The sequence below is a fragment of the Enterococcus sp. DIV1420a genome (assembly GCF_051712165.1).
GTDB classification, from domain to species: Bacteria; Bacillota; Bacilli; order Lactobacillales; family Enterococcaceae; genus Enterococcus; species Enterococcus faecalis.
On record NZ_JBIOOI010000002.1, the window covers coordinates 489,400 to 514,368 of the forward strand.

General features: G+C 38.0%; 26 protein-coding genes. 22 read left to right on the forward strand and 4 right to left on the reverse strand.

Going from position 1 to position 24,969, the window contains the following annotated elements; all coding sequences use genetic code 11:
• The first annotated feature begins 585 nt into the window (after nucleotides 1-585).
• From glyQ to IGI80_RS13730, 3 genes are read left to right on the forward strand one after another with little or no spacing between them, the layout of a single operon-like run.
• On the forward strand, nucleotides 586-1,494 hold the full coding sequence (glyQ, locus tag IGI80_RS13720) for a glycine--tRNA ligase subunit alpha (RefSeq protein WP_002379669.1): 909 nt from the start codon (nucleotides 586-588) through the stop codon (nucleotides 1,492-1,494).
• Between the two features lies 1 nt (nucleotide 1,495).
• A complete protein-coding gene (gene glyS, locus IGI80_RS13725; protein ID WP_438723860.1) occupies nucleotides 1,496-3,580 on the forward strand; it encodes a glycine--tRNA ligase subunit beta in 2,085 nt (694 codons plus the stop codon).
• A gap of 39 nt (nucleotides 3,581-3,619) precedes the next feature.
• The gene (locus tag IGI80_RS13730; RefSeq protein ID WP_425136590.1) at nucleotides 3,620-3,811 is read left to right on the forward strand and encodes a DNA-directed RNA polymerase subunit alpha C-terminal domain-containing protein; all 192 of its coding nucleotides are present in this window, start codon (nucleotides 3,620-3,622) and stop codon (nucleotides 3,809-3,811) included.
• Between the two features lie 33 nt (nucleotides 3,812-3,844).
• On the opposite strand, the gene yidC is transcribed toward IGI80_RS13730, so the two are convergent.
• Together yidC and IGI80_RS13740 are read right to left on the reverse strand one after the other, a co-directional pair.
• Nucleotides 3,845-4,777 (reverse strand): membrane protein insertase YidC, encoded by a 933-nt coding sequence (gene yidC / locus IGI80_RS13735; RefSeq protein ID WP_002356755.1) that lies wholly within the window; start codon nucleotides 4,775-4,777, stop codon nucleotides 3,845-3,847.
• Nucleotides 4,778-4,943: 166 nt separating this feature from the next.
• Complete coding sequence (locus tag IGI80_RS13740) at nucleotides 4,944-5,219, reverse strand: acylphosphatase (RefSeq protein ID WP_010706543.1); 276 nt, start codon at nucleotides 5,217-5,219, stop codon at nucleotides 4,944-4,946.
• Between the two features lie 106 nt (nucleotides 5,220-5,325).
• Between IGI80_RS13740 and IGI80_RS13745 the strand changes: the two genes are divergently transcribed.
• The 11 genes from IGI80_RS13745 (at nucleotide 5,326) to sufB (ending at nucleotide 15,599) form a co-directional block, all read left to right on the forward strand.
• Nucleotides 5,326-6,102, forward strand: coding sequence for a TrmH family RNA methyltransferase (locus IGI80_RS13745; protein WP_002356757.1), 777 nt, complete (start codon nucleotides 5,326-5,328; stop codon nucleotides 6,100-6,102).
• Nucleotides 6,103-6,121: 19 nt separating this feature from the next.
• Entirely contained in the window at nucleotides 6,122-6,559 is a 438-nt protein-coding gene (locus IGI80_RS13750) for a GNAT family N-acetyltransferase (RefSeq protein ID WP_002359755.1), read from the forward strand.
• Nucleotides 6,560-6,742: 183 nt separating this feature from the next.
• Nucleotides 6,743-7,528, forward strand: a complete 786-nt coding sequence (gene rpsB / locus IGI80_RS13755) for a 30S ribosomal protein S2 (protein WP_002356759.1) — start codon at nucleotides 6,743-6,745, stop codon at nucleotides 7,526-7,528.
• Between the two features lie 105 nt (nucleotides 7,529-7,633).
• Nucleotides 7,634-8,515, forward strand: coding sequence for a translation elongation factor Ts (tsf, locus tag IGI80_RS13760; RefSeq protein WP_002356760.1), 882 nt, complete (start codon nucleotides 7,634-7,636; stop codon nucleotides 8,513-8,515).
• A gap of 260 nt (nucleotides 8,516-8,775) precedes the next feature.
• Complete coding sequence (gene pyrH / locus IGI80_RS13765) at nucleotides 8,776-9,498, forward strand: UMP kinase (protein ID WP_002356761.1); 723 nt, start codon at nucleotides 8,776-8,778, stop codon at nucleotides 9,496-9,498.
• A 3-nt stretch (nucleotides 9,499-9,501) separates the two neighbouring features.
• The gene (gene frr / locus IGI80_RS13770; protein ID WP_002356762.1) at nucleotides 9,502-10,059 is read left to right on the forward strand and encodes a ribosome recycling factor; all 558 of its coding nucleotides are present in this window, start codon (nucleotides 9,502-9,504) and stop codon (nucleotides 10,057-10,059) included.
• 369 nt (nucleotides 10,060-10,428) lie between these two features.
• A complete protein-coding gene (gene sufC, locus IGI80_RS13775; RefSeq protein WP_002356763.1) occupies nucleotides 10,429-11,199 on the forward strand; it encodes a Fe-S cluster assembly ATPase SufC in 771 nt (256 codons plus the stop codon).
• A 14-nt stretch (nucleotides 11,200-11,213) separates the two neighbouring features.
• Nucleotides 11,214-12,500 (forward strand): Fe-S cluster assembly protein SufD, encoded by a 1,287-nt coding sequence (gene sufD / locus IGI80_RS13780; RefSeq protein WP_002364433.1) that lies wholly within the window; start codon nucleotides 11,214-11,216, stop codon nucleotides 12,498-12,500.
• Nucleotides 12,497-13,732, forward strand: coding sequence for a cysteine desulfurase (locus IGI80_RS13785; RefSeq protein WP_002410793.1), 1,236 nt, complete (start codon nucleotides 12,497-12,499; stop codon nucleotides 13,730-13,732). The genes sufD and IGI80_RS13785 overlap by 4 nt, the downstream gene beginning before the upstream one ends.
• Nucleotides 13,719-14,186 carry a Fe-S cluster assembly sulfur transfer protein SufU gene (gene sufU, locus IGI80_RS13790; protein WP_002410794.1) on the forward strand — a complete coding sequence of 156 codons (468 nt, stop codon included), beginning with the start codon at nucleotides 13,719-13,721 and terminating at the stop codon, nucleotides 14,184-14,186. Before IGI80_RS13785 ends, sufU begins: the two co-directional genes overlap by 14 nt.
• Before the next feature lie 18 nt (nucleotides 14,187-14,204).
• On the forward strand, nucleotides 14,205-15,599 hold the full coding sequence (gene sufB / locus IGI80_RS13795; RefSeq protein WP_002356769.1) for a Fe-S cluster assembly protein SufB: 1,395 nt from the start codon (nucleotides 14,205-14,207) through the stop codon (nucleotides 15,597-15,599).
• A gap of 162 nt (nucleotides 15,600-15,761) precedes the next feature.
• Here sufB and IGI80_RS13800 read toward each other — a convergent pair whose 3' ends face one another.
• Together IGI80_RS13800 and IGI80_RS13805 are read right to left on the reverse strand one after the other, a co-directional pair.
• Nucleotides 15,762-16,364: a YczE/YyaS/YitT family protein gene (locus IGI80_RS13800; protein ID WP_002393123.1), complete on the reverse strand. Its 603-nt coding sequence runs from the start codon at nucleotides 16,362-16,364 to the stop codon at nucleotides 15,762-15,764.
• An 84-nt stretch (nucleotides 16,365-16,448) separates the two neighbouring features.
• Nucleotides 16,449-17,228, reverse strand: a complete 780-nt coding sequence (locus tag IGI80_RS13805) for an SDR family oxidoreductase (RefSeq protein WP_002378538.1) — start codon at nucleotides 17,226-17,228, stop codon at nucleotides 16,449-16,451.
• Between the two features lie 415 nt (nucleotides 17,229-17,643).
• Between IGI80_RS13805 and rseP the strand changes: the two genes are divergently transcribed.
• The 8 genes from rseP (at nucleotide 17,644) to IGI80_RS13845 (ending at nucleotide 24,967) form a co-directional block, all read left to right on the forward strand.
• On the forward strand, nucleotides 17,644-18,912 hold the full coding sequence (gene rseP, locus IGI80_RS13810) for an RIP metalloprotease RseP (RefSeq protein ID WP_002362168.1): 1,269 nt from the start codon (nucleotides 17,644-17,646) through the stop codon (nucleotides 18,910-18,912).
• Between the two features lie 71 nt (nucleotides 18,913-18,983).
• Nucleotides 18,984-20,702, forward strand: coding sequence for a proline--tRNA ligase (locus IGI80_RS13815; RefSeq protein WP_002359769.1), 1,719 nt, complete (start codon nucleotides 18,984-18,986; stop codon nucleotides 20,700-20,702).
• 515 nt (nucleotides 20,703-21,217) lie between these two features.
• On the forward strand, nucleotides 21,218-21,754 hold the full coding sequence (locus IGI80_RS13820; RefSeq protein WP_016626707.1) for a hypothetical protein: 537 nt from the start codon (nucleotides 21,218-21,220) through the stop codon (nucleotides 21,752-21,754).
• 13 nt (nucleotides 21,755-21,767) lie between these two features.
• Entirely contained in the window at nucleotides 21,768-22,103 is a 336-nt protein-coding gene (locus tag IGI80_RS13825) for a hypothetical protein (protein ID WP_016617422.1), read from the forward strand.
• 50 nt (nucleotides 22,104-22,153) lie between these two features.
• Nucleotides 22,154-22,690 (forward strand): hypothetical protein, encoded by a 537-nt coding sequence (locus tag IGI80_RS13830; protein WP_016632310.1) that lies wholly within the window; start codon nucleotides 22,154-22,156, stop codon nucleotides 22,688-22,690.
• Between the two features lie 12 nt (nucleotides 22,691-22,702).
• Nucleotides 22,703-23,044 (forward strand): hypothetical protein, encoded by a 342-nt coding sequence (locus IGI80_RS13835; protein ID WP_010820168.1) that lies wholly within the window; start codon nucleotides 22,703-22,705, stop codon nucleotides 23,042-23,044.
• Nucleotides 23,045-23,094: 50 nt separating this feature from the next.
• Nucleotides 23,095-23,640: a hypothetical protein gene (locus IGI80_RS13840; RefSeq protein WP_016618577.1), complete on the forward strand. Its 546-nt coding sequence runs from the start codon at nucleotides 23,095-23,097 to the stop codon at nucleotides 23,638-23,640.
• A gap of 13 nt (nucleotides 23,641-23,653) precedes the next feature.
• Nucleotides 23,654-24,967: a hypothetical protein gene (locus tag IGI80_RS13845; protein ID WP_438723863.1), complete on the forward strand. Its 1,314-nt coding sequence runs from the start codon at nucleotides 23,654-23,656 to the stop codon at nucleotides 24,965-24,967.
• The last annotated feature ends 2 nt before the right edge of the window (nucleotides 24,968-24,969 follow it).

Below are 24,969 nucleotides of genomic sequence, written 5' to 3' on the forward strand. Positions count from 1 at the left end.
TGATAGAGAAGTTAAATACGTACGAAGAAAAAGAGAAGTAAAAAGAACCCTCTGTTAAGCGAATCTGGGAGAGTGGGAGCCAGAAACACGGAACTTTTGAAAGGCACTTTGGAGTACGACAAACGAAGCTGCCGATGAACACATCGGAAGTAGGGTGGAACCGCGATAATTATTCGTCCCTATGTCTATTAATAGGCATGGGGACTTTTTGCATGTTCCTCACTGCGACTGACACAAAGTGTCAGAGCAGATGTGGAACAGCACAAGGTGACCAAAGGGAACGTTGTCTCCTCTATGTTAAAACAAACTGCTTAGCCAAAAACATGGAGTAGATGATGAACAGCACAAGGTGACCAAAGGGAACGTTGTAACCGAATAAAAAAAGCAAACAGTTAACACCAAAAGAAAAAATAGTAACGTTTATTCAAAAAAGCTCAATTGGCGCAAAGGCGACAGAGTAGATGATGAACAGCATAAAAATTATCCCATTCTACAAAATTGTTTCTCTGTAGCCCTTTTTAAATTTACATTCCCGAAGCAAAGCCAATCCCTATGTCTATAAAAAATATTCCAAGGAGGAAAACAATGAAAAACAAGCTAACCGTACAAGAAATGATTTTAACCTTGCAAAAATTTTGGTCATCTAATGGCTGTATGTTAATGCAAGCCTATGATACAGAAAAGGGAGCCGGCACCATGAGTCCTTACACGTTTTTACGTGCCATTGGACCTGAACCATGGAATGCTGCCTACGTAGAACCTTCTCGTCGTCCAGCTGATGGACGCTATGGTGAAAATCCGAACCGTCTATACCAACATCATCAATTCCAAGTTGTAATGAAGCCTTCTCCTGAAAATATCCAAGAACTTTATCTAGAAAGTTTGAAATTATTAGGAATTGATCCATTAGAACATGACATTCGTTTTGTAGAAGATAACTGGGAAAATCCTTCAATGGGCTGTGCTGGTTTAGGTTGGGAAGTTTGGTTAGATGGCATGGAAATCACCCAATTTACGTATTTCCAACAAGTCGGGGGCTTACAATGTCATCCTGTCACTTCTGAAATTACTTATGGGTTAGAACGCTTGGCATCATATATCCAAGAAGTCGAAAGTGTCTATGATTTAGAATGGACACAAGGCGTTAAATATGGTGAAATTTTTGTCCAACCTGAATATGAACATTCAAAATATTCCTTTGAAATTAGTAACCAAGAAATGCTTTTAGAAAACTTTGACAAATTTGAAAAAGAAGCTAAACGCTGTATTGAAGAAAGCTTAGTTCACCCAGCCTATGATTATATTTTAAAATGTAGCCATACATTCAATTTATTAGATGCTCGCGGCGCTGTCTCTGTAACGGAACGTGCAGGATATTTAGCCCGCATTCGGAATATGGCTCGTTCCGTAGCGAAAATTTTTGTGGCTGAACGTGAAAAATTAGGGTTCCCATTATTAAATAAAGATCAAAGTGTATCCAAGGAGGCAGAATAACATGGCAAAAGATTTATTATTAGAAATTGGCTTAGAAGAAATGCCCGCACATGTTGTCACACCAAGCCGTATCCAATTTGAAGAAAAAGTAATCAAATTTTTAGATGAACATCATTTAGACTATGAAACAGTGCAATCCTTTGCCACACCTCGTCGCTTAGCCGTGAAAGTAACTGCGATTCCTGAAAAACAAGCAGATGTTGAAGAAGAAGTAAAAGGTCCAGCGAAAAAGATTGCTTTAGATGCTGAAGGAAATTGGTCAAAAGCTGCACAAGGTTTTGTACGCGGCCAAGGAGTTACAACTGAGGACATTGTTTTCAAAGAACTAAATGGTGTCGAATATGTCTATGTGACGAAGTTTACCAAAGGCCAAAGTGCCAAAGAGGTATTAACAAAATTAAATGACGTGATTACAAGTCTAACTTTCCCGGTAACAATGCACTGGGCAAACTATGATTTCGAATATATTCGTCCAATTCATTGGATTGTGGCACTACTTGATGATGAAGTAATTCCTTTCAAAGTGTTAGATGTGACAACGGGGCAAACTTCTCGTGGCCACCGTTTCTTGGGAGACGATGTGACGTTCCAACATGCTAATGAATATGAAGTAAAATTAAAAGAACAATTTGTAGTGGTTCAACCGAATGAACGGAAACAAATGATTGTTGATCAAGCGAACGCACTCGCTGCAGAAAAAAATTGGCAGTTAGCTTTAGATGAAGAATTATTGGAAGAAGTTACGAATTTAGTGGAATATCCAACTGCATTTGTAGGTAGTTTTGATGAAAAATATTTATCTGTTCCAGATGAAGTATTAGTGACTTCTATGAAAGAACACCAACGTTATTTTGACGTTCGTAACGACCAAGGCTTATTAATGCCGCATTTTATCGCTGTTCGTAATGGGGATAATGTTCACCTTGAAAACGTGATTAAAGGAAATGAAAAAGTGTTAATTGCTCGTTTAGAAGATGCAGAATTCTTTTACAATGAAGATAAAAAATTAACGATTGAAGCATGTGTTGAAAAACTAAAAAATGTGACTTTCCATGAAAAGATTGGCTCAATTTATGAAAAAATGCAACGGGTTGCTTTAATTGCACAAATCATTGGTAGAAAAGTTGGCTTATCTGAGGAGGAATTGGAAGATTTAAAACGTGCCTCTGAAATTTATAAATTTGACTTAGTAACAAATATGGTTGGTGAATTCCCAGAATTACAAGGAATTATGGGAGAAAAATATGCCTTATTACAAGGCGAAAAACCAGCCGTAGCAACGGCGATTCGAGAACATTATTTACCAACTTCCAGTGAAGGTGAATTGCCAGAAACAGCAATCGGGGCTGTTTTGGCCTTAGCCGATAAGCTTGACAGCGTCTTTTCATTCTTCTCAGTTGGTATGATTCCAACAGGTTCTAACGATCCTTATGCACTTCGTCGTCAAACCTATGGCGTTATCCGAATTATTGAAGATAAAGGCTGGACCTTCCCATTAGTCCAATTACAAACAGAAGTTGATGAAGCAGTGAATCAAGATGTTGAGAAATATGGCGTTTTACTAAACGAAGGACAAGCAGAAGTCGTTGAATTTGTGAAAGCTCGCTTACGTCAATTATTAATGACGAAAAATGTTCGCCATGACATTATCGATGCAGTGGTGTCTGCTGAGCAAGCCGATTTATCGAAATTATTTGCTTCAGCGAATATTTTAAAAAGCCGTTTTGAAGATCAAGATTTTAAACCATCAATGGAAGCCTTAACGCGTGTTATTAATTTAGCGAAAAAAGGTCAAGAACTTTTAGGTGATACTGAAGAAGGGATTGATCCAAGTCTGTTTGAAAATAAGGCAGAAAAAGAACTGTATCAAGCAGTTAACGATTTATCTGAAGCTTTTGCGACACGCACGATTGCAGAAAACTATGAAGCACTAGTAAATCTACGTCCGTTAATTGATGCGTACTTCAATGAAACGATGGTTATGGTTGAGGATGAAAAAGTCAAACAAAACCGATTAAAACAATTAATGCAAATTGCTAAAATGGCGTTATCAATTGCTAGCTTAGATTTATTAATTGTAAAATAAAAAGCGCTGTTTTTCGACCGCTAAGGAGGAACCGACAGCATGCTAGAAACAACATTTGAAAAAATTTTAACACAATTATCAAAGCCAGCTGTTCGTGCGCTAACGAATGAAAAAATCAACAGTGTGGATGAACTCTATGCACGAGGCCGAAAAGCGTTACTTTCGTTGCATGGCTTTGGTCCAAAGTCTATTCGAATTATTGAAGAGATGACTGGGAAAGAATTGAAGTAAAAAAAGGATCGCCGTTTAGAGGCGATCCTTTTTTTATTTACGTTTTTGTTTTCCAGCATTACGACCTTTATTGCCGTTTGCTTTTGGTTGGTTCGTTTTTTGCGTTACTTTGTTTGTTTCTTTTGGTGTCACATCCTTGATAGGAGTAACCACTTGTTTTGGTGGGTTATTTTTCAATTCTTCTTGTACTTGTTTTTTAATTCTTGGACGTAAGAGGATATTTGTGATGGCAGATTGAATACATGTGAAAATACCACCAACTACCCAGTAAAGCGCTACGCCTGCAGGTGAGCTAAAGGACATGAAAACAATCATTAATGGTGAAACAATCAGCATTGATTTCATTGTTTTCTTTTGTTCTTCAGGAATACCAATCATTGAAATATAACCTTGAGCTAAATAGGCTAAACCAGCTAATGCCACTAAAATCATATTTGGTTGCCCTAAATTCATTCCTAAGAAGCTTGCCGTGGCAATACCTTTTGTATAACGAGCAGCAAAGAACAGAGAAGAGAAAATAGGCATTTGAATTAATAAAGGCAAACAACCAATTCCGCCAACCATACTCACATTGTTTTCTTTATAAATCTTTTGTAGTTCTGCTTGTGCGGCCATTTGTTCTTCACGCGTACTTGCTTGTTTCATTTTTGCTTGTGCAACATCCACTTGGGGTTTGATTGCTTGCATTTTTTCCGTTTGGATAAAGCTTTTTTTCGATTGATGTAAGCCTAACGGTAAAATAATGATCCGTACAATAATGGTGATAAAAATAATCGCCCAACCATAGTTCCAATTAAAGTTATCGACAAGATAAGTAATTGCATTACTCATCGGTAAAACAAGGAAGTTATAGACAAAACCTTCACCAGTTGGTTGTCCATCTGCTCCTGTTTTCACACAGCCTGATAAAAACATTACTAAAAATAGTAAGCCAGAGCCGTAAAGCCATCGGTTTAATTTACGCATGTAATTCGGTCCTTTTCTAAAAAATTTTTACATGGTTAACTATACTTGAAACAGCGCTCTTTTTCAATCAAAATCGAAAAGAAGCTCTTACAAAAATCAATAAAAAGCAGGAACTACTTGCTGTTCAAGGCTTCTTCCCAAAGAAATCAATCGTTAGAAAGTAAGTTTATTGAATCACTTTAAATTGTTCCGTTTCTTCTAACAAAGGGTCTTCTTGAATATCAACATACGTTACACGTCCCGCTGGACTGGGAGAATCTTTGATTTTTTTGATAAATGTTTCCATTATGTCTTCAGGTGCAATTGCTGTGATTGAAACGGACCCGTCGTCTTCGTTTCTCACTGAACCAGTGACACCTAATTGATCTGCCACCATTTTGGTCATGTAGCGGAAGCCAACACCTTGGACACGCCCTTGTACATTCATTCTTAGTTTTTCCATGAGAGACACTTCCTTTGCTTTTTTCTTTATGATAGCGATTTTTCTTGGTTCTAGCAAGTATCCAAGCAAGCTAGAAGCATGCTATAATACAAAGGCGAGGTGACTTATGAAAGAAATTACATCAACGAAAAATAACCAATTAAAAGAATGGAAAAAATTACACAAAAAGAAGTACCGAGAAGAACTGAACCAATATATAATAGAAGGATTTCATTTAGTTGAAGAAGCTGTGAAGGCCAATGCCGATGTCCAGTGGATTTTGTTTAACCAAAGAGGTCAACAAGAATGGGGAACTTGGTTAGCTGAACAAGAAACAGAAAAATTAATTTTTGTTAGTGATGAGGTTTTAAATAGCTTGTCGGAGCTGCCAACTTCACAAGGAATTTTGGCAATTGTCACCTTGGAAACGCAACAAGAGCAGTCGCTTTCTTTTAAAGGTGGTTGGTTACTTTTAGATAATATCCAAGACCCTGGTAATGTTGGTACGATGATTCGCACAGCTGATGCAGCGGGTTTAGCAGGCGTGATTTTAGGTAAGGGCACAGCAGATATTTACAATACAAAAGTGTTGCGCTCAATGCAGGGAAGCCACTATCATTTACCAGTTCTCCAACGAGAGTTGACTGAAGTGGTTCAGGCATTCAAGAAGCAAGGTCTACCAGTTTTCGGTACAGAACTAAATGAAGCTGCGATTGCTTATTATGAACAAGAGGCAGTGGAAAATTATGCGTTGATTTTAGGCAATGAAGGTAGCGGGGTTTCGCCAGAATTGTTAGCAGAAACCACGAAAAATCTTTATATTCCAATGAAAGGTCAAGCAGAATCATTGAATGTCGCTATCGCAGCGGGCGTGTTAATGTTTTATTTTGAAAATAATCAATAACAGAAACGAGTGTCAAAAAATGCTGACTATCAAAAAGACAACCCAGTTAACAGAAAAAGAATTAGAAACCATTATGGCTATTTGGCTGCAAACGAATCTAGAGGCTCATCCATTTGTCGCACCAACTTATTGGCAAGAAAATAAGGCATTTGTCCGCGCTGCGTTACCAAAAGCAACACTGATCTTAGCGGAAGAAGAGGGTCAGATAATTGGGTTTTTAGGCTTAATGGATAACTATATCGCAGGAATTTTTATAAAAAAAGCGTTTCAAGGGAAGGGCATCGGTCAGAAATTACTGCAAGTAGCAAAAGAAGAACAGGATGTCTTATCTTTGGCTGTTTACAGGGAAAATCAAGCAGCTTACGCCTTTTATCAAAAACAAGGCTTTGTCCAACAAAAGCGAACCATCGATGAAACGGGAAACGAAGAATGTCATCTTGTTTGGCAAGCGCAGTAGGAGCGACATTTCTAGTTTTAAGGCTTGCTATTTTTCTGAAAATATCTTATACTGTTAAAGGTGTGATTTTCACATACGAAATCCACATTCTTTTCCATCTGCGAAGTGGTGCTACTACGGTAGTTCTTCAAGGAGTTGACGAAAAGAAGAGGAAAATAAAAACCAAACTGGAGGAAACACAACATGGCAGTAATTTCTATGAAACAATTACTAGAAGCCGGCGTACACTTTGGTCACCAAACTCGTCGCTGGAACCCAAAAATGAAGAAATATATCTTCACAGAAAGAAACGGTATCTACATCATTGACTTACAAAAAACAGTGAAATTAGTAGATGCAGCTTACGATTACATGAAAAACGTTGCAGAAGAAGGCGGCGTTGCTTTATTCGTAGGAACTAAAAAACAAGCACAAGAAGCAATCAAAGATGAAGCAATCCGCGCTGGTCAATACTATGTAAACCATCGTTGGTTAGGTGGTACGTTAACTAACTGGGATACAATCCAAAAACGTATTGCTCGCTTGAAAAAAATCAATGCAATGGAAGAAGACGGCACTTTCGAAGTTTTACCTAAGAAAGAAGTTGCTGGCTTAAACAAAGAACGTGAACGTTTAGAAAAATTCTTAGGTGGTATCGCTGATATGCCAAGAATTCCAGATGTAATGTACATCGTTGACCCGCGTAAAGAACGCATTGCTGTTCAAGAAGCACACAAATTAAACATTCCTATCGTTGCAATGGTTGATACAAACTGTGATCCTGATGAGATCGATGTTGTAATCCCTTCAAATGATGATGCAATCCGCGCTGTGAAATTAATCACTGCTAAAATGGCTGACGCTTTCATCGAAGGTAACCAAGGGGAAGACCAAGCAACTGAAGAGTTATTCGTTGAAGAAACACCAGAAGCAACTTCAATCGAAGAAATCGTTGATGTTGTTGAAGGAAACAACGAATCAGCTGAATAATAATGATTACGGAGCTGTCTCAAAGGCTAGGCGACAAAAAGCCTGATTCTCCTTTGAGATAGCTTTTTTAAAAAGAATTGATAATATCCGAGGAGGACACAAATAATGGCAGACGTTACAGCTAAAATGGTAAAAGAATTACGCGATATGACTGGCGTTGGAATGATGGACGCTAAAAAAGCATTAGTAAAAGTAGAAGGCGACATGGAAAAAGCCGTAGACTTTTTACGTGAAAATGGTATGGCTAAAGCAGCGAAGAAAAATGACCGCATTGCGGCTGAAGGTTTAGCAAACGTAGCAACTGTGGGTAACGTTGCAGCAATCGTTGAAGTAAACTCAGAAACTGACTTCGTTTCTAAAAACGAAATGTTCCAAGATTTAGTTAAAGACATTGCGACTAAAGTTGCTGAAAACAAACCAGCTACGATGGAAGAAGCAATGGCTATTAAAACTGAAAAAGGCACAATCGAATCTGATTTAATCGAAGCAACAACTGTTATCGGTGAAAAAATCAGCTTCCGTCGTTTTGAAGTTGTCGAAAAAGCTGACAATGCTGCATTTGGCGCTTACTTACACATGGGTGGCCGTATTGCTGTATTAACAGTTATCGATGGCACAACTGACGAAGAAGTAGCGAAAGATGTTGCTATGCACATCGCGGCAATCAACCCTCGCTATGTCAACGAATCTCAAATTCCTCAAGAAGAATTAGAACACGAAAAAGCTGTGTTAACTGAACAAGCATTAAACGAAGGTAAACCAGCAAATATCGTTGAAAAAATGGTTGTTGGTCGTCTACAAAAATTCAAAGCAGAAATCGCTTTGGTTGACCAACCATTTGTTAAAGATCCAGATATGACTGTCGAAAAATTTGTTGCTTCTAAAGGCGGCGAAGTGAAATCATTCGTACGTTTTGAAGTTGGCGAAGGTATCGAAAAACGTGAAGATAACTTTGCGGATGAAGTAATGAGCCAAATGAAAAACTAAGAGCATCAAACGCTCGGTTGAAAAGCCGTGAATCATAAGTATCTAAACAGACAGCGATCCCCAAAGGAAGCTGCATAAATTGATTACTGCTTGATTCAAGGCAGTCTTTCAGCCATTTGGGAACGCATAACTTTGATATGCGCTCCCTTTTTTTAGGCAAAACCAGTGGATCGCACTGCTTGGTCTAAAAAATCATTTTGGTGAAAAGTCATCTAAATGAGGAATTGAATGATTTTTAGAGAATCTTGGAGGGAATTATGATGGTTAAACCTAAGTATCAACGTGTCGTATTAAAGTTAAGTGGAGAAGCGCTAGCCGGAGAAGACGGTTTTGGCATTAAACCACCAGTCATTAAAGAAATCGTCCAAGAAATTAAAGAGGTCCATGAATTAGGTATCGAAATGGCCATCGTGGTTGGCGGCGGAAACATCTGGCGTGGACAAATTGGTGCTCAAATGGGCATGGAACGTGCACAAGCAGATTATATGGGCATGTTAGCTACTGTGATGAATGCCTTAGCATTGCAAGATACATTAGAAAATCTTGGTGTGCCTACACGTGTTCAAACATCAATTGAAATGCGTCAAATTGCAGAACCATACATTCGTCGTCGTGCAGAACGTCATTTAGAAAAAGGCCGCGTTGTTATTTTTGCCGGAGGAACAGGAAATCCTTACTTCTCGACAGATACAACGGCTGCGTTACGAGCTGCAGAAGTAGATGCGGACGTCATCTTAATGGCGAAGAACAATGTTGATGGTGTTTATTCTGCGGATCCACGTGTGGATGAAACAGCGACAAAATTTGAAGAACTAACACATTTAGATGTTATTTCTAAAGGGCTGCAAGTAATGGATTCAACAGCAAGCTCATTAAGTATGGATAACGATATTCCTTTAGTTGTCTTTAACCTAAATGAAGCAGGAAATATCCGTCGTGCCATCCTTGGTGAAAATATCGGAACAACTGTAAGGGGGAAATAAAGAATGTCTAAAGAAGTTTTAGCAACAGCCAAAGAAAAAATGACAAAAGCGGAAGAGAGCTTACGCCGTGAATTAGGTCAAATTCGTGCTGGTCGTGCGAACGCAAGTCTATTAGATCGTATTCAAGTAGAATATTATGGTGCACCAACACCAGTTAACCAATTAGCAAGTATCAATATCCCAGAAGCACGTGTATTAATGATTACACCGTTTGACAAAAATTCTATCGCTGACATTGAAAAAGCTATTCAAATGAGTGATATCGGCATTAGCCCAACCAATGATGGAAATGTCATCCGTTTAGTGATTCCACAATTAACGGAAGAACGTCGGAAAGAATTAGCCAAAGACGTGAAAAAAGAAGCGGAAAACTCAAAAGTTGCTGTCCGTAACGTTCGTCGTGATGCAATGGATGAGTTGAAAAAAGCTCAAAAAAATGGCGACATCACTGAAGATGAATTACGTTCATTTGAAAAAGATGTTCAAAAATTAACAGATGATAGCATCAAAAATATCGATGCGATTACTGCTGAAAAAGAACAAGAACTTTTAGAAGTATAAAACCAATCACTAATAAAAATTATTGAATCCAGAGAAGCAAATGCTCTGGATTTTTTTGTATAGATGAGGAAGGCGTATCTCAACGCTCTCTTTGCGAAAGTCATTCTAAAGTAATTATTTAAGAAAACGCTTTCTTGAATAAATTTTTTTATTCTACCAGAATTTTTTTCTTTGTGTAGGGAGGATCACTTAAAAATATAAAGAAACTTTGAAATATCAGCCTTTTAAAATTTTTCTTCACAAATTGAATCCTAAAATTTGATGATAAGAGTTGTTATTTTTAGCAATTGTAATTTGCGATTCATTCTCAATTAGGCTAAAATGAGTGAGAACGGAAAAACGATTAAAACAAGTTGGAGGGAATTGTACATGTCTGTGTTAGAAATCAAAAATTTACACGTATCAATTGAAGATAAAAAGATTCTAAAAGGAGTCGATTTAACAATTAATACTGGAGAAATCCATGCAATTATGGGACCTAATGGAACTGGTAAATCTACTTTATCAGCAGCAATTATGGGAAATCCCAACTATGAAGTCACAGAAGGAGAAATTCTATTTGACGGCGTCAACGTTTTAGATTTAGAAGTAGACGAACGCGCTCGCCTAGGCTTATTCTTAGCAATGCAATACCCAAGTGAAATTCCAGGGATTACCAATGCTGAATTCATGCGTGCAGCAATCAATGCAAAACGTGACGAAGACAACAAAATGTCAGTCATGCAGTTCTTAAAAAAATTAGATAGCAAAATGGAATTATTAAATATGCCTGAAGAAATGGCTGAGCGTTACTTAAACGAAGGTTTTTCTGGCGGCGAGAAAAAACGAAATGAAATTTTACAATTATTGATGTTAGAGCCAACGTTTGCCATTTTAGATGAAATTGATTCAGGCTTAGATATCGATGCGTTAAAAGTTGTTTCTAAAGGGGTTAATGAAATGCGCGGCGAGAACTTTGGTGCGTTAATTATTACCCATTATCAACGCTTATTGAACTATATCACGCCAGATGTTGTTCATATCATGATGGAAGGCCGCGTTGTGAAAACCGGTGGGGCTGATTTGGCAAAACGTTTAGAAACAGAAGGCTATGCTGGTATCAGCCAAGAATTAGGTATTGATTACAAAGAAGAAGCGTAAGGAGGACAAGATAAATGAAAAAAGTAAATCTAATGGATTATCTTGACGAAGTCACCGCTTTTTCACTAGAACATGAAGAACCAGCTTGGATGACTGAATTGCGAACAACGGCTTTAAGAAACGCTGACGAAAGTGAGTTACCACATATTGATCGTGTGAAATTTCATCGTTGGCCTTTATTAAATGTTCACATGGAAAGTTATGTGCCTTCTGAAGGAAATGTCGCAAGTTTTGATCAAATGAAAGACAATCCTTTAATTGTTCAACAAGGATCTTTTCATGCTTTTGAGCAATTGCCAGCCTCATTAGCGGAACAAGGGGTAATTTTTACAGACATTTTTACTGCTTTACAAGAGCATCCAGAATTAGTTAAAGAATACTATATGACTAAAGCCGTATTACCAGAAGAAGATAAGCTGACAGCAGCTCATGCAGCTTTCATGAATAGTGGCGTTTTCTTATACGTTCCTAAAAACGTAGTGATTGAAGAGCCCATTGAATCTTTGTTTATTCAGGATTCAGATAGCAACCAACCTTTCTTTAAACATGTTTTAATCGTTGCAGATAATCATAGCGAATTCAGTTATTTAGAACGTTTTCAATCAACTGGTCATCACGCAGAGAAAGCTTCTGGAAATATCGTTGTGGAAGTGATTGCGAAAGATGGCGCAAAAGTTAAATACTCAGCTGTGGATCAATTAGGGCAAACTGTAACGACTTATATGAATCGTCGTGGCTATATTATGCGGGATGCCTCTGTTGATTGGGCTCTAGGCGTCATGAATGATGGCGATGTTGTTGCTGATTTTGATTCTGATTTAGTTGGCGAAGGCGCTCATTCAGAAGTTAAAGTTGTTGCAATTAGTGCAGGTAAACAAACACAAGGCATCGACACACGAGTGACAAATAAAGCGCCACATTCAATTGGTCATATTTTACAACATGGAGTTATTCGTGAACGTGGTACTTTAACGTTTAACGGAATTGGCCACATTTTAAAAGGAGCAAAAGGAGCCGACGCACAGCAAGAAAGTCGTGTTTTAATGCTGTCTGATAAAGCTCGTGGTGATGCCAATCCAATTCTTTTAATTGATGAAAATGAAGTGACTGCCGGACACGCAGCCAGCGTTGGTCGAGTAGATCCAGAAGAAATGTATTATTTAATGAGCCGCGGCTTGCGTAAAGAAGAAGCGGAACGTTTGGTGATTCGTGGCTTCCTAGGTTCTGTCATTACAGCAATTCCAGTTAAAGAAGTACAAAATGAATTTGTAGAAGTAATTGAAGGGAAGTTAAACGCATGATGGATGCAGCAACCATTCGTCAATCGTTTCCTATTTTATTTCAAGAAGTTAATGATGAACCGCTAGTTTATTTAGACAATGCTGCAACAACCCAAAAACCAACGGCAGTGTTAGATATTTTACGACATTATTATGAAACCGATAATGCCAATGTTCATCGTGGGGTGCACACGTTAGCCGAACGAGCAACGAAGGACTATGAAGCCTCCCGCGAAAAGGTTCGCCAATTTATCCATGCCAAAGAAACAGCGGAAGTTTTATTTACACGAGGAACAACAACCAGTTTGAATTGGATTGCCAAAAGTTATGGTGACTTGGCAGTTACAGCCGGGGATGAAATCGTCATATCTTACATGGAACATCATTCAAACATTATTCCCTGGCAACAATTAGCCCAACGTACAGGAGCCATTTTGAAGTATATAGACGTCACTGAAGACGGCTTTTTAGACATGGCAAGTGCACGTCAACAAATTACAGAAAAAACGAAAATTGTTTCGATTGCTCATGTTTCAAATGTGTTAGGGGTCATTAATCCAATCGAAGAATTAACACAATTAGCTCATCAAAATGGCGCTGTGATGGTGGTAGACGGCGCGCAAGCAGTTCCTCATATGCCTGTGGACGTTCAAGCCATCGATGCTGATTTTTATGCATTTAGTGGTCACAAAATGTGTGGACCAACTGGAATTGGTGTCCTTTATGGCAAACGTCATTTATTGGAACAAATGGAACCTGTGGAATTTGGTGGCGAAATGATTGACTTTGTTCATCTTCAAGAAAGTACTTGGAAAGAGCTTCCATGGAAATTTGAAGCTGGCACACCTAATATTGCTGGGGCAATTGCCTTAGGTGCCGCCATTGATTATTTAACAGAAATTGGTTTAGAGGCCATTCATCAACATGAAGCAGCCCTTGTTCACTATGTTTTGCCGAAGTTGCAAGCTATCGAGGGCTTGACGATTTATGGTCCACAGAATCCAAAAGACCACACAGGTGTGATTGCTTTTAATATTGACGGTTTACATCCACATGATGTGGCTACGGCGTTAGATATGGAAGGGGTCGCTGTCAGAGCGGGTCACCATTGCGCGCAACCGCTATTAAACTATTTGAGCGTGCCAGCAACCGCACGGGCAAGTTTTTATTTATACAATACCAAAGAAGACGCAGATCGCTTAGTTGAAGCGATTAAAGCGACAAAGGAGTTTTTCCAGCATGGCACTTTCTAAATTAGATAACTTATATCGCCAAGTCATTTTGGACCATTCTAGCCACCCACATCACCACGGAACGCTAGATGCGTCTAGCCAAACAATTGAACTGAATAATCCTACTTGTGGAGATGTGATTGAACTGGATGTGGCCATTGAAGACGGTGTGATTAAAGATATCGCCTTTCAAGGAAGTGGCTGTTCTATCAGTACAGCAAGTGCTAGTATGATGACTGATGCGGTCTTAGGAAAAACAATCGCCGAAGCAACGGCCTTAGCAGAGGATTTCTCTCAACTTGTTCAAGGAAATGTAGTGGCCGAAGATGAAAAATTAGGCGATGCAGCAATGTTAAGCGGCGTAGCTAAATTTCCAGCTCGGATTAAATGTGCAACCCTGGCTTGGAAAGCCTTAGAGCAGGCTGTTGCTAATAACGGCCAAGGCGAAGCCGGTCATTTACATTGTGAAAAATAAAGAAAGGGTGACGACGAATTGAGTACAGTACCTGAATTAGAAGAATATAAATTTGGCTTTCACGACGATGTGGAACCAGTCTTTAGTACCGGAGACGGCCTAACAGAAGACGTCGTTCGCGAAATTTCTCGCGTGAAAGGCGAACCAGAATGGATGCTTGACTTCCGTTTAAAATCGTTAGAACAATTCAATAAAATGCCCATGCAAGAATGGGGTCCAGACCTGTCAGATATTGACTTTAGTAAAATTAAATATTACCAAAAACCGAGTGATAAACCCGCACGCGATTGGGATGATGTACCTGATAAAATCAAAGAAACCTTTGAAAAAATTGGGATTCCCGAAGCTGAGCGTGCTTATCTAGCTGGGGCTTCTGCTCAATATGAATCAGAAGTTGTTTACCACAATATGAAAGAAGAATTTGAAAAATTAGGCATCATTTTTACAGATACCGACTCTGCTTTAAAAGAATATCCTGACTTATTCAAAGAGTATTTTTCAAAACTTGTGCCACCAACAGATAATAAACTGGCCGCTTTAAACTCAGCTGTTTGGTCAGGTGGAACCTTTATTTATGTACCAAAAGGCGTTCGAGTTGATGTACCATTACAAACATATTTCCGAATCAACGCTGAAAATACCGGCCAATTTGAACGGACCTTGATTATTGTCGATGAAGGAGCCAGCGTTCACTATGTTGAAGGATGTACGGCACCCACGTATTCAAGTAACAGCTTGCATGCGGCCATCGTAGAAATTTTCACAAGAAAAGATGCTTATTGTCGTTATACCACTATTCAAAACTGGTCAGATAACGTCTACAACTTAGTAACCAAACGTGCTAAAGCTTACGAAGGTGCCACTGTCGAATGGATTGATGGGAACCTAGGAGCTAAAACAACCATGAAATACCCAAGCGTTTACTTAGATGGCAAAGGTGCCCGTGGCACGATGTTATCGATTGCCTTTGCTGGCGCTAACCAAATCCAAGATACTGGGGCCAAAATGATTCACAATGCGCCGAATACCTCTAGCTCAATTGTTTCAAAATCAATTGCTAAAGACGGCGGCGAAGTTAACTACCGTGGCCAAGTGACTTTTGGAAAAGACAGCGCAGGCTCGATTTCCCACATCGAATGCGACACGATTATCATGGACGAAAAATCAAAATCAGATACGATTCCGTTTAACGAAATCCATAACAGCCAAGTGTCCTTAGAACACGAAGCCAAAGTTTCAAAAATTTCTGAAGAACAATTATATTATCTAATGAGTCGCGGCTTATCTGAAGCCGAAGCGACAGAAATGATTGTTATGGGCTTTGTTGAACCATTTACGAAAGAATTACCGATGGAATATGCGGTTGAGTTGAATCGGTTGATTAGTTATGAGATGGAAGGCTCTGTCGGCTAGTTTTTCACTCTACCAACAAAATAATCAACCAAAATAACAACGGAAATCCAAACAAGAAACATACTAATCATGCTTCTTCAAAGAAGCACAAATAAAAAAGTGATGACTCGAGAAGAAAATCTCTATGGAGTCATCGCTTTTTCTTATATTTTAGTTAAAAAATTATTTTACTAAAGGTTGAAGTAACTTGTTCCAGAAACTAATGAGTGGGCCAGCACCAAATGCACAAATAATTGTACCAATCCCAATTGGACCACCAGCAATAAAGCCAATTAATAGGACCAACAAATCTTGTGCTTTTCGAACAGAAGCGTAAGGTTTGTTGATTTGTTGACAGATGGTTGGCGCAATCGCATCATAGGGGGACTCGCCCTGATCTGTAGCCATGTATAAGGCGCAGCCAAATGTAAAAATCAGGACTCCGACGAATAAAGAAAGTAGTTTGCCAATTGTTGAGCCTCCTAAACTATCGGCGTAAGGTTGAAGCCAAGTAGAAATCTGTTGAATCAAAATCCCTACTAAAAGCATATTTAAAATAGTTCCTAGACCAATGGCTTTTTTGTTTTTTAAATAGACATAGAATAAAATAAACGCATTGACAATAATTTGAAAAATGCCTAATTGCATACCAAACATTGAAGAAAGTCCGATATTCATAGCAGTGAAAGGATCAACTCCTAAACCTGCCACTCTTAAAGTGGATGCGCCAATCCCGATAATAACTAAACCAATTAAAATTAAAAGAACATTTTTGACTAGTTTCATGGTAAGCCTCCTGAATAGATTTTGTGTGTGATAGTACAAAGTCTGCAACAAAAATTCATAGAGAATTTTGTTGCAGACTACTTTTTAACCAGCTCCGTGTTGGAACGAAGGGTATAGAGACATCCCGCCATCTACAAAGAGTGTTGTTCCGGTTACGTATGAGGATTCATCAGAAGCTAACCAAGCGGCCGCAGCAGCTACTTGATTTGGTTTACCAATAATGCCCATAGGAACCATGCTCGTTGTTTGTTTTAACTGTTCGGGATCGGAAAATTTTTCAGCATTAATAGGTGTGTTAATCGCTCCAGGTGCAATACAGTTGGCACGAATACCATATTCCGCATATTCCAAAGCGATTGTTTTCGTGAACATTTCGGTTGCGCCTTTACTTGCCGCATAGTGGGCGAACGTTGGCCAAGGAATTCTTTGGTGTACGGAGGACATATTAATGATTGACCCTTTGATTTTTTGATCTCTAAATATTCGGAGTGCCTCTCTAGAACCCAAAAAGACACCGTTTAAATTGACATCAATGACACGTTGCCATTCTTTTAATGGCATATCAATTGTCGGAAAAGAAGCCTCCACACCGGCGTTATTTACCCAAATGTCAACATGACTAAACTCTTTTAAAGCGGTTTCAGCTAACGCTTTAATATCTTCTTCATTAGAGACATCAGCCTTCACGAATTTTACGCGATCTGCGTGCTTGGCTTGGACATCTTCAAATTCTTTAGGCAGCTCACCGACATAGTCAGCAACAACATTCATGCCCTCTAAGATATAACGCAGAGTAATAAATAATCCTAAACCCGTAGCTGCACCAGTGACAACGGCCACTTTACCATGTAATTCTCCATACATAGATTCATTCCCCCTAAAATTACTATTAATACTTTCATGGTAGCACATGTCAATCAGCGTGTTGATAAAATACGACAAACTGTCGGAAAAGTTTAGGCTCTAAAGTTAGCTACTATTGTTGAAGGTCTTTAAAAAAATACTGGTCGTAGTAATCAATTCCTCTCATTTATAGAGTTTTCTAAAAAAACACAAAATATCTAGGCGAAGTGGTCAAGTCCAATGGTTATTTATGAGTGAATATGCTAAAATAAAACTTGTCTTACATAAGGAAAGATTTGTTCACTAACAGTGGCGACTGTTCTCAGTAAACAGTTGCACTGGTTTATCGGGAAGGGAACAGAGCAAGTTTTACGAGACTTTCCCATGTAATAATAAAAAGCACTGAACGTCAGTGAATGAAGGAAGAAGGACATCTATGAAAACAATTATCACATTCATTATTGTCTTCGGTATTCTTGTCCTCGTACATGAATTTGGCCACTTTTATTTTGCAAAACGAGCGGGTATTTTAGTTCGTGAGTTTGCAATCGGAATGGGACCAAAGATTTTTGCGCATCGTGGAAAAGATGGCACCACTTATACGATTCGCTTATTGCCAATTGGTGGCTATGTGCGAATGGCTGGGATGGGCGAAGACATGACAGAAATCACACCAGGTATGCCTCTATCTGTTGAGTTAAATGCCGTGGGTAATGTGGTTAAAATTAATACAAGTAAAAAAGTACAATTACCTCATAGTATTCCGATGGAAGTCGTTGATTTTGATCTTGAAAAAGAATTATTCATCAAGGGCTATGTCAATGGAAACGAGGAAGAAGAAACCGTTTATAAAGTTGACCATGATGCAACGATTATTGAAAGTGATGGAACCGAGGTGCGGATTGCGCCACTTGACGTTCAATTTCAATCAGCGAAATTATCGCAACGCATTTTGACGAACTTTGCGGGACCCATGAATAACTTTATCTTAGGGTTTATTCTGTTTACGTTAGCGGTCTTTCTACAAGGAGGCGTTACTGATTTAAACACGAATCAAATTGGACAAGTGATTCCTAATGGCCCAGCCGCAGAAGCTGGGTTGAAAGAAAATGATAAAGTCTTATCGATTAATAATCAAAAAATCAAAAAATACGAAGATTTTACAACCATTGTGCAGAAGAACCCCGAAAAGCCGTTAACGTTCGTAGTTGAGCGTAACGGCAAAGAAGAGCAACTAACAGTGACACCAGAAAAACAAAAAGTGGAAAAACAAACGATTGGTAAAGTCGGCGTTTATCCTTATATGAAAACCGATTTACCGTCAAAATTGATGGGCGGTATTCAGGATACTTTGAATAGTACGACACAGATTTTTAAAGCACTCGGCTCACTATTCACAGGCTTTAGTTTAAACAAACTAGGTGGGCCAGTCATGATGTTTAAATTATCGGAAGAAGCATCCAATGCTGGAGTAAGTACAGTTGTATTCTTAATGGCCATGTTGTCAATGAACTTAGGGATTATTAATTTGTTGCCAATCCCAGCTTTAGATGGCGGGAAAATTGTCTTAAACATTATTGAAGGTGTACGTGGAAAACCAATTAGTCCTGAAAAAGAAGGCATCATTACGTTAATTGGCTTTGGGTTTGTCATGGTGTTAATGGTGTTAGTTACTTGGAACGATATTCAACGCTTTTTCTTTTAAGGAGAAAGCTTAAGTAAAAAAGTGTGTAAAGAAATCAAAAATAGTTGATTTTAAAATAGAGGAGAGTTTTAATGAAACAGTCAAAAATGTTAATTCCAACGTTAAGAGAAGTACCAAATGATGCAGAAGTCTTAAGTCATCAAATTCTGTTGCGCGCAGGCTATATTCGTCAAGTCGCTGCAGGGATCTATTCTTATTTACCTTTAGCCAATCGTGTTTTAGAAAAATTAAAAACGATTATGCGAGAAGAATTTGAGAAAATTGATGCAGTTGAAATGTTAATGCCTGCGTTATTACCAGCAGAACTTTGGAAAGAATCAGGCCGTTATGAAACTTATGGACCTAACTTGTATCGCTTAAAAGATCGCAATGACCGTGACTATATCTTAGGCCCAACGCATGAAGAAACCTTCACAGAATTAATTCGTGATGAAATTAATTCTTACAAACGATTACCTTTGAATTTATACCAAATTCAAACAAAATATCGTGATGAAAAACGCCCACGTTCTGGCTTATTAAGAGGCCGTGAATTTATCATGAAAGATGGCTATTCTTTCCATGCCGATGAAGCTAGTTTAGATCAATCATACCGTGATTACGAAAAAGCTTACTCACGCATTTTTGAACGCTGTGGACTAGAATTCCGTGCCATTATTGGGGACGGTGGTGCCATGGGTGGTAAAGATTCTAAAGAATTTATGGCGATTTCTGAAATTGGGGAAGATACTATTTGTTATTCAACAGAAAGTGATTATGCTGCCAATTTAGAAATGGCAACAAGTCTTTATACGCCGAAAAAATCACATGAAACACAATTAGATTTAGAAAAAATTGCAACACCAGAAGTGGGTACAATTGCCGAAGTGGCAAACTTCTTTGAAGTTGAGCCACAACGTATTATTAAATCAGTACTATTTATTGCCGATGAAGAGCCAGTAATGGTCTTGGTTCGTGGCGATCATGATGTCAATGATGTCAAATTGAAAAACTTCTTAGGCGCTGATTTCTTAGATGAAGCAACGGAAGAAGATGCCCGCCGTGTCTTAGGAGCTGGCTTTGGTTCAATTGGTCCAGTCAATGTTTCCGAAGATGTTAAAATTTATGCAGATTTAGCCGTTCAAGATTTAGCCAACGCCATTGTTGGAGCTAACGAAGATGGCTATCATTTGACAAATGTAAATCCAGATCGTGATTTCCAACCAATTAGTTACGAAGATTTACGCTTTGTTCAAGAAGGCGATCCTTCTCCTGATGGCAATGGTGTCTTAGCCTTTACCAAAGGAATCGAAATTGGTCATATCTTCAAATTAGGAACGCGTTACAGTGATGCTATGGGCGCAACAGTTTTAGATGAAAACGGTCGTGAAAAATCAGTGATCATGGGTTGCTATGGCATCGGCGTTAGTCGTTTACTTTCAGCAATCGTTGAACAAAATGCAGACGAGCGCGGTATTAATTGGCCAACAGGAATTGCGCCATTTGATTTACACGTGGTCCAAATGAATGTGAAAGATGAGTATCAAACAAAACTATCACAAGAAGTTGAAGCAATGATGACCGAAGCGGGCTACGAAGTATTAGTTGATGACCGCAACGAGCGCGCAGGCGTAAAATTTGCTGATGCTGATTTAATTGGTTGTCCAATCCGTATCACAGTCGGTAAAAAAGCAGTCGATGGTGTGGTAGAAGTCAAAATCAAACGTACTGGTGAAATGTTGGAAGTACGCAAAGAAGAATTAGAAAGTACACTTTCTATTTTGATGAACACAACATCAGAAGTGGAATAAATAAACAAACTTAATAACAGTATAAAGCTTAAAACGAAATCAAAGTTTCTCTGATTTTGTTTTAAGCTTTTTTAATGTAATAAAAAACTTAAATGTCTCAAGCTATAAACAATATTCGATTTTAAAAATTAATCTATATAAAATTATTCCATTTATTTTTTTTAATAACAAAGGAAATAAATAAGTGATTTAAGCTGATTAAATGATATTTTTGTGTTTTTAAACAAATTTTTCATATATATATAGAATTTAAAATTATATTTACAGTAATTATATGCTAATGGTATTATAAAATGGTGGCTAATTCATTAGATTAAATAGAGGAGGTTATAACCAATAAAAAATAGGTTAGAAAATTAAAGAAAATACTCTTTCAGAATAGAAACGATTGAATGAAGTTAGGTTAGTAAAGGGAATCCAGTAGCATTGGCGCTGTACTAGTGAAAGGGATTTATGGGACGAATCCAGTAGAATGTTAAAACACGATTGTACATAAAAAGAAAGGAGGAAAGCCAGTGAAAAAAGGAAAATGGTGGTTAATTGGTTTAGCTACTATCGTGTTAATTATTTTAGGAATTGGAGGGAAACAATACATGGATAAAAAAGCAATAGAAAAAGATTACCAACAAGGGATCGATTTGATTCAAAAATATGTATCGAACTATTTAGTAGAAAACTATGAAGGCATTGAGAAGATTGAGTGGCAAGGTATTGGTGTAGAGTGGCGGAATGCAAAAGGATATGGGCCTTCGTTGTTGGGGAATTATGTGGATAGTGACGTGAAAGTGTATGTTTCGGAAGATAAATATTTTATGTCAGATTTTCGCTTAAGTGAAAAAGGAGAATACAAGGACGAATTGAAAAAGTATGTTTTATCAAAAACATTAAATCCTGAAAATACAGATGGTACTATTGAGGTAGGGCTAGAGAATGCAGTCTATGGTTTGAGTCAAGAAGAAAAAAAACTTTTTGAAAAATTTAAGAAGTCCGATAAAGGTAGTCCAAATGCAAAAGTAGTTTATAACATAGAAATTCACGAATTAATTTATTAGGAGGTAAAAGATTTTGACAAAGGAAATTACAACAGAAGAATTGGCAAAGGCAATTGATGCCATTAAAAAGACAGTTCAAAAAGAAACTGATACTGTGACTTTAGATATTCAAAGACAAAAAACAGACTATCAAATCATCCACAAAGCCGCCAGCACCCAATCCAGCCAACTAAATGCCATAGCCATCGCCCCTTTAGATGACCAAGGTAAACCTGACTATAACAACGTCGCTATCGTGTACGCTGGTACCAATTCATTTGGTGATGAAGGTAAAAAAGGCTTCGAGACAGCTGGGACGGCTTTTGTAGGTGGACTTTCTGAAGAATATCAGGAAGCAAAAATATCTTAACATAGAAGTTTTAAAAAATTAGTGTACATAAAAAGAAAGGAGGGAAGCTAGTGAAAAAAGGAAGATGGTGGCTAATTGGTTTAGCTACTGCATTACTAATCATAATAGGAATTGGAGGGAAACAATACATGGATAAAAAAGCAATAGAAAAGGATTACCAACAAGGAATCGATTTAATTCAAAAATATGTGTCAAACTATTTGGTGGAAAACTACGAAGGAATTGAGAAGATTGAGTGGCAAGGCGTTGGTGTAGAGTGGCGGAATGCAAAAGGATACGGGACTTCGTTGTTGGGGAATTATGTGAAAAGCGATGTTAAGTTATTTGTTTCTCAAAATAGTTACATTAAATTACATTTTCTCTTGACTGATGAAACAGAATACAACGAAGAATTAAAAAAATATGTTCAAAGTGATGTTCTTAATTCTGAAAACATAGATTCTATGTTAGAAATGGAAATCCGGAATGCTAATAGAAGATTTAATGACAAAGAAAAAATAAAACTTCAGCAAGTTAGGAAAAAAACAGTAAAGCTATCGATACCTAAAATTATTTATAATTTAGATATTTATGAATTGAAGTATTAGGAGGTTAGTGTAATGAGCAATGAAATTACAACAGAAGTGTTAGCTAAAGCAATTGATGACACCAAAGATAGAGTAAAAGAGATTAGAATCGGAGAAGAATTCAAGTTAGAAATTAATCAACGAAAGGAGAGCTTTCAACTTATAAACAAAGCCGCCAGCACCAAATCCAGTCAACTAAATGCCATGGACATCGCCCCTTTAGATGACCAAGGCAAACCTGACTATAACAACGTCGCTATCGTGTACGCTGGTACCAATTCATTTGGCGATGAAGGTAAAAAAGGCTTTGAAACAGCTGGGACAGCTTTTGTAGGTGGACTTTCTGAAGAATATCAGGAAGTGAAGATAGCTTAACATAGAAGTTTTAAAAAATTAGTGTACATAAAAAGAAAGGAGGGGAGTCAGTGAAAAAAAGAAAGTGGTGGCTAATAAGCTTAGCTACTATCATATTAATTATTTTAGGAATTGGAGGGAAACAATACATGGATAAAAAAGCAATAGAAAAAGATTACCAACAAGGAATCGATTTGATTCAAAAATATGTATCGAACTATTTAGTAGAAAACTATGAAGGCATTGAGAAGATTGAGTGGCAAGGCGTTGGCGTGGAATGGCGGAATGCAAAAGGATATGGGCCTTCGTTGTTGGGGAATTATGTGGATAGTGACGTGAGAATTTATGTATCTGAGGATAATTATTTTACGATGTCGTTTACGTTAAATTACAATACTGAGTACGATGATAAACTTGAAAAATATATTCAATTAGATTATCTAAGACCTCAAAAAATAGATTCTATTTTAGTGTTGGAGGTAGAAAATGCAACAAAAGGCTTGAATATAGGAGACAAATTAGAGATATCAGAGTCTAAAAAAATTAAAAAATCTTCTGAAGGAAGTTCAAATGCAAAAGTAATCTCTAATTTAGAGATTCATGAATTAGTTTATTAGGAGGCATGTTTTAGTGAGTGATGAAATGACTACTGAAGTTTTAGCAAAATCAATAGATTCAGCAAAAAAAATCGTTCAAAATAGAGAAAATGGAAATAAAATATCTATTCAAGGGCTAGAGGAAGATTATTACCTTATAAACAAAGCCGCCAGCACCAAATCCAGCCAACTAAATGCCATGGCCATCGCCCCTTTAGATGACCAAGGCAAACCTGACTATAACAACGTCGCTGTCGTGTACGCTGGTACCAATTCCTTTGGTGATGAAGGTAAAAAAGGCTTTGAGACAGCTGGGACAGCTTTTGTAGGTGGACTTTCTGAAGAATATCAGGAAGCTGAAAAATTTTTAAAACAAACGCAGCAAAAAATCGCCTCGCAAAACGGCACAATTACCGATGTTGCAGGCTTTAGTCAATCAGGTGGCTACATGATGAAAATGGCAGGGAAATACGGGCAAGAAATGGGCTTTCGTACCACCAGTTTTGATGATTGGGGCCGCAATCAATTTGAACGTTTAACGACGAGTGAAAAACAGTGGCTACAAGAAAATCCAGAATTTTTGATTCGCTACCAAAATGATTCGTGGGCAGCACTGTCAGGACGTGATAGTAAATATGGCACGATTTCTTCGATTTCAGGGGTTGGTGAACATAATACTTTAGCCAACTATTTTGATGGAGACGACTTGGATTTGGATCGTTTAGCCAAAGATGGCATTTTCGCACCGAATATGACTTTGGAGCAAGTCAAGTTAGCAGCGAAAGTCTGGGCAAAGAAAAATGGCGACTGGGATCCCACCACAAATAATGAAGCCGAAGCGAAAAAACGAGTGCAGGAGTACTTAGAACTCTATGGCGAATTTGCGCAAACGAATGCGAATTTGGAAAAATTAAAATCTGGTACTGATAAAGCTATTCGTTCTTTACATACAAAAATTGCCAGTGCTTCTGGCGGTCAAAAAATCAAGTTACGAGCAGACTTGGCATTACAGGTAGCTAATCAGGCTAGGACAATCGGTGAAGAAGCGGAGAAATTGCTGAAACAAAGCCAGCAAGACACAGAACAAGCGTTAGCAGAAATTTCCAAGGAAATTTTAACAAGTGCCAATGAAATTAGACAATATTTGTCTTATTCTGAGGTCCAAGCAATGATTGCACCCTATGAAAAAAGTCGTTTGTGGGACGAGGCACAGGCCAGTCACAATCGGAAACAAGTGAAACAATATAATCAAAAACTGATGACATTTAGTGAAAAGTTAACAACTGCGGCTAAAAATATTCAAGAATACGATCGCCAAGCAGGGAATCAGTTATTTGCACAGAAATGAAA

What these genes read in the sequence shown, in the direction of transcription:
- rpsB (WP_002356759.1), top strand. Translation starts at nt 6,743, where the DNA reads ATGGCAGTAATTTCTATGAAACAATTACTAGAAGCCGGCGTACACTTT.
- pyrH (WP_002356761.1), top strand. Translation starts at nt 8,776, where the DNA reads ATGGTTAAACCTAAGTATCAACGTGTCGTATTAAAGTTAAGTGGAGAA.
- glyS (WP_438723860.1), top strand. Translation starts at nt 1,496, where the DNA reads ATGGCAAAAGATTTATTATTAGAAATTGGCTTAGAAGAAATGCCCGCA.
- tsf (WP_002356760.1), top strand. Translation starts at nt 7,634, where the DNA reads ATGGCAGACGTTACAGCTAAAATGGTAAAAGAATTACGCGATATGACT.
- IGI80_RS13815 (WP_002359769.1), top strand. Translation starts at nt 18,984, where the DNA reads ATGAAACAGTCAAAAATGTTAATTCCAACGTTAAGAGAAGTACCAAAT.
- IGI80_RS13740 (WP_010706543.1), bottom strand. Translation starts at nt 5,219, where the DNA reads ATGGAAAAACTAAGAATGAATGTACAAGGGCGTGTCCAAGGTGTTGGC.
- IGI80_RS13730 (WP_425136590.1), top strand. Translation starts at nt 3,620, where the DNA reads ATGCTAGAAACAACATTTGAAAAAATTTTAACACAATTATCAAAGCCA.
- IGI80_RS13835 (WP_010820168.1), top strand. Translation starts at nt 22,703, where the DNA reads ATGAGCAATGAAATTACAACAGAAGTGTTAGCTAAAGCAATTGATGAC.
- IGI80_RS13800 (WP_002393123.1), bottom strand. Translation starts at nt 16,364, where the DNA reads ATGAAACTAGTCAAAAATGTTCTTTTAATTTTAATTGGTTTAGTTATT.
- IGI80_RS13785 (WP_002410793.1), top strand. Translation starts at nt 12,497, where the DNA reads ATGATGGATGCAGCAACCATTCGTCAATCGTTTCCTATTTTATTTCAA.
- IGI80_RS13750 (WP_002359755.1), top strand. Translation starts at nt 6,122, where the DNA reads ATGCTGACTATCAAAAAGACAACCCAGTTAACAGAAAAAGAATTAGAA.
- yidC (WP_002356755.1), bottom strand. Translation starts at nt 4,777, where the DNA reads ATGCGTAAATTAAACCGATGGCTTTACGGCTCTGGCTTACTATTTTTA.
- IGI80_RS13805 (WP_002378538.1), bottom strand. Translation starts at nt 17,228, where the DNA reads ATGTATGGAGAATTACATGGTAAAGTGGCCGTTGTCACTGGTGCAGCT.
- sufD (WP_002364433.1), top strand. Translation starts at nt 11,214, where the DNA reads ATGAAAAAAGTAAATCTAATGGATTATCTTGACGAAGTCACCGCTTTT.
- frr (WP_002356762.1), top strand. Translation starts at nt 9,502, where the DNA reads ATGTCTAAAGAAGTTTTAGCAACAGCCAAAGAAAAAATGACAAAAGCG.
- glyQ (WP_002379669.1), top strand. Translation starts at nt 586, where the DNA reads ATGAAAAACAAGCTAACCGTACAAGAAATGATTTTAACCTTGCAAAAA.
- sufC (WP_002356763.1), top strand. Translation starts at nt 10,429, where the DNA reads ATGTCTGTGTTAGAAATCAAAAATTTACACGTATCAATTGAAGATAAA.
- rseP (WP_002362168.1), top strand. Translation starts at nt 17,644, where the DNA reads ATGAAAACAATTATCACATTCATTATTGTCTTCGGTATTCTTGTCCTC.
- sufU (WP_002410794.1), top strand. Translation starts at nt 13,719, where the DNA reads ATGGCACTTTCTAAATTAGATAACTTATATCGCCAAGTCATTTTGGAC.
- IGI80_RS13745 (WP_002356757.1), top strand. Translation starts at nt 5,326, where the DNA reads ATGAAAGAAATTACATCAACGAAAAATAACCAATTAAAAGAATGGAAA.